We start from the raw sequence: 1,002 nt of genomic DNA on the forward strand, positions 1-1,002 counted from the left end.
GCCAAGCCCTACCGCTGGACCTACGACGGCAACCCGCTCAAAGCCGCATGAACCCTCGAAGGATCAACGGGCGCTGCACTAGATCGGGTGATGTGGCAGGGCCAAGGCTCTGACACCAGAGCCTCGTGTCATGGACTCAGGGATGAGGCGGCAACCCAGGTGGAGCCTCTCCGTGCATGGATTCTCGGCTGCTGGTTCGCTCTCCGTGCGTCAGGCACGACGGATGATGAGGGTCCCGCTCGCGGCCATGGAGCCCGAGGAGCGTGCTGAGCTCGTGCTCTCCGTGAGCCAACGACTTCCGGATGGGCCAATCGCCGCCAGCTTCCGAAGGACCGCGGAAGACATCCGACGGCTCCCGGATCTAGCGCTTGACCAGTGGCAGAGCCGCCCGAAGGCGCTTGTCGTAAACCGACTGCTGTGGCAGGGACGGGAACAGGCAGGCCAGGCGGTTGCGGGCGAACCGTGGCCACCGCGCCTCGGAGCGGCAGCCGAGCAGGGCCTGGGCCACCGCCAGGCAGACGCGTTCGGAGTTGCTGAGCCGGGGCGGGCATCGCATCCATCGCGTTCCTCCGATCTCGTCATCGATCTTCACATAGAGTGCGGTCAAGAGGGTCTCCAAGTCGGGCGTCACAACCGGACCTTGGAGGCCCTCGTCTGGTCCGCGGGCCCAGAGTCCTGACGTTCTGGCCCAGCGCTCGAATGAACTCGTCCACACGTTGACGGAACGGAGTCCACCGCCATGCCGGACCCAACCTCGGCCAACCTCGGCCCTCGGGAGGTCTTGGCCCGCTACCAGCGGGCGATGCTCGACAAGTCCGCGGACGACCTGGCAGATCTGTACGCGGTCGACGCCATGCACGAGTTTCCTTTCCTCTTCCCTGGCATGCCTGAGCGCTATCAGGGACGCGAAGAGGTCCGCGCGGGCTATCGAGCGGCCTGGGACGCAAGGAAGCAGCAGGACCGGGGCTGTCGTATTGCCGTTGGCCGAAGGGGCCGCGGTGA

At 66.2% G+C, this 1,002-nt stretch carries 1 protein-coding gene and 1 pseudogene; one reads left to right on the forward strand and one right to left on the reverse strand.

Translation table 11 applies throughout. The features are described 5' to 3' along the window. Positions 1–361: 361 nt before the first annotated feature. Positions 362–607, reverse strand: coding sequence for a hypothetical protein (locus ABZ646_RS47275; RefSeq protein ID WP_360534135.1), 246 nt, complete (start codon positions 605–607; stop codon positions 362–364). 132 nt (positions 608–739) lie between these two features. On the opposite strand from ABZ646_RS47275, the pseudogene ABZ646_RS47280 reads away from it, so the two are divergent. Then, positions 740–1,002 (forward strand): annotated as a pseudogene (locus ABZ646_RS47280) (hypothetical protein); the annotation flags it as partial.

Source organism: Streptomyces sp. NPDC007162 (assembly GCF_040634175.1).
In the GTDB taxonomy this organism is placed as follows: Bacteria; Actinomycetota; Actinomycetes; order Streptomycetales; family Streptomycetaceae; genus Streptomyces.